2 protein-coding genes are annotated in these 1,756 nt (G+C 28.9%); one reads left to right on the forward strand and one right to left on the reverse strand.

Features of this window, described 5'->3' with window-relative positions:
- Positions 1-846, reverse strand: an 846-nt coding sequence (locus CD138_RS14570) for a replication initiator protein A (protein ID WP_219727733.1), incomplete at its 3' end; no start/stop codon positions are given.
- Positions 847-1,210: 364 nt separating this feature from the next.
- On the opposite strand from CD138_RS14570, the gene CD138_RS13375 reads away from it, so the two are divergent.
- Positions 1,211-1,750 carry a cyclic nucleotide-binding domain-containing protein gene (locus CD138_RS13375; RefSeq protein WP_096560296.1) on the forward strand — a complete coding sequence of 180 codons (540 nt, stop codon included), beginning with the start codon at positions 1,211-1,213 and terminating at the stop codon, positions 1,748-1,750.
- The last annotated feature ends 6 nt before the right edge of the window (positions 1,751-1,756 follow it).

The following is a 1,756-nucleotide window of genomic DNA, read 5'->3' on the forward strand; positions in this document are numbered from 1 at the left end:
CACCTTATAAAGGCACCCCTTCATAGATTTTTCAGGGGGTACTAATACAAATTTTTGCTTGCGTTTTGCAGTATTATCTTTCTCTTTATTTTCTTCTAAAAATTCTTCGGTTGATAATTGCTCACTATACAATGGTGTATATAAATATAGGCGATTTGGGTCATGAATACCTTGTCTTTTTTGTTTAAGTAAACCTAGCGCTATTAACTCTTTTTTTGCATCAATAATTTTCTTTTCACATACATTGAGCATTTGGGCTAATTCTTGGTTGGCATAAATGCAGAAAATACGTCCCTTTTCATCTACATATTTTGAAGCTTTTTTAATATTTACATTTTTGAGTGTAAGCGTAAATCGCTCTTTTTGTAATGTGTATACTAATTTTGTAAGCAAAGACGCATTCTTATAGTTTGGATTTGTATCAAAGAATTTTGGCATGTGAAAATAAGACAGTTTTTTACCGTCAGAATAAGTCAATGAATCATTGGATAATTCAGGTGTATTAACATAAATATGTATACCTTTATTTGTAGTAGTAATAAGCTCATAATCAACCAAAATACGTTTGTATTTTTTTGCTGATGAATTAGATAATTTGAGGTCGTTTTCTAAGTCTTTGATAGAGTAAATAACGAATGGTTTCCCATTATTATCAATATACGCATTTTTATTTTGAGATTTTAAGACACGGATTTGTTTATTTGCGATATACGTATACATTGCTTTAGCTTGGTATGGGAGGTCTTGATAGTTTTTGTCTTCGAATAAGAATTTGTAAGCTTTAAGAAATGGTAAATGTTTTTTATCGTTTAGGTTACATACGCGTGTTTTGAAGTTGTTTTCCATTTTAATTCCCCTCTTTAAGTGATTTTCAGGGGTTTGTCGCCAGTAGAATATTACGAAAATTAACAAATTAAGTAGGATAGTTGATTTGTGGAAGAATGCCCTTTATAATAAGAGTATAAATAAAGTCGTAAATAACTACGTACTTACGTTTTTATTTATGATTAACTATTTGATTACGAAAATCTCAATTTAATTTGTTTGGTTCTGGCGACAGAACACCCTAACACAGTTGCGGCGAACAACTGTGTTTTTTATTTGTTCCTATTATAACATTGGTAATTCTATATTCCAATGGAAAACTAATAAATTTATGATAGTCAAATTTATTTCCAATAATGTTATTATATAGATAAGAGTAATTGAAGTGGGTGATAAGATGAATGACAGATTTTATATATATAAATGCTTTTTTCAAGAAGAGCCATATTTCCATTTAACTATGACGCAGAAGTTTTTCTTATCTTTGTTATATTCATTAAGTGATGAGGATGGATATTTACCGATGCAACAAAAACAATTAGGAGAAATGATAGGACTTACGAAAGTCGGTATAGGTATACGTTTATCTTACTTATATAAGACGGGTATTGTAACTATAGATAATAATAAAGTTATAAAAGTTACTAGACCGCATAATAGAGAATTTATTCCTTTAAATGAAGAATTTGTATATGGGAAATATCAGGATTTGTCTGAGGGAGCGAAAATATTTTATACTTATTATCGATATATTCAATTGCTTAAGAAAGCAGATTACCTTAAAATAAAAGGAACAGAAATCGGAAAGCCATTAAATTTGAATGTACGTACTATTCAAAAGTATTATATAGAATTAGAAAATGTAGGTTTGTTGATTAAAAGTAAAGATTTAGGAATGAATAAACTACAGTTTTTAGAAATATAGCCCCTA

It is taken from the genome of Staphylococcus intermedius NCTC 11048, from assembly GCF_002902385.1.
Lineage (GTDB): Bacteria > Bacillota > Bacilli > Staphylococcales > Staphylococcaceae > Staphylococcus > Staphylococcus intermedius.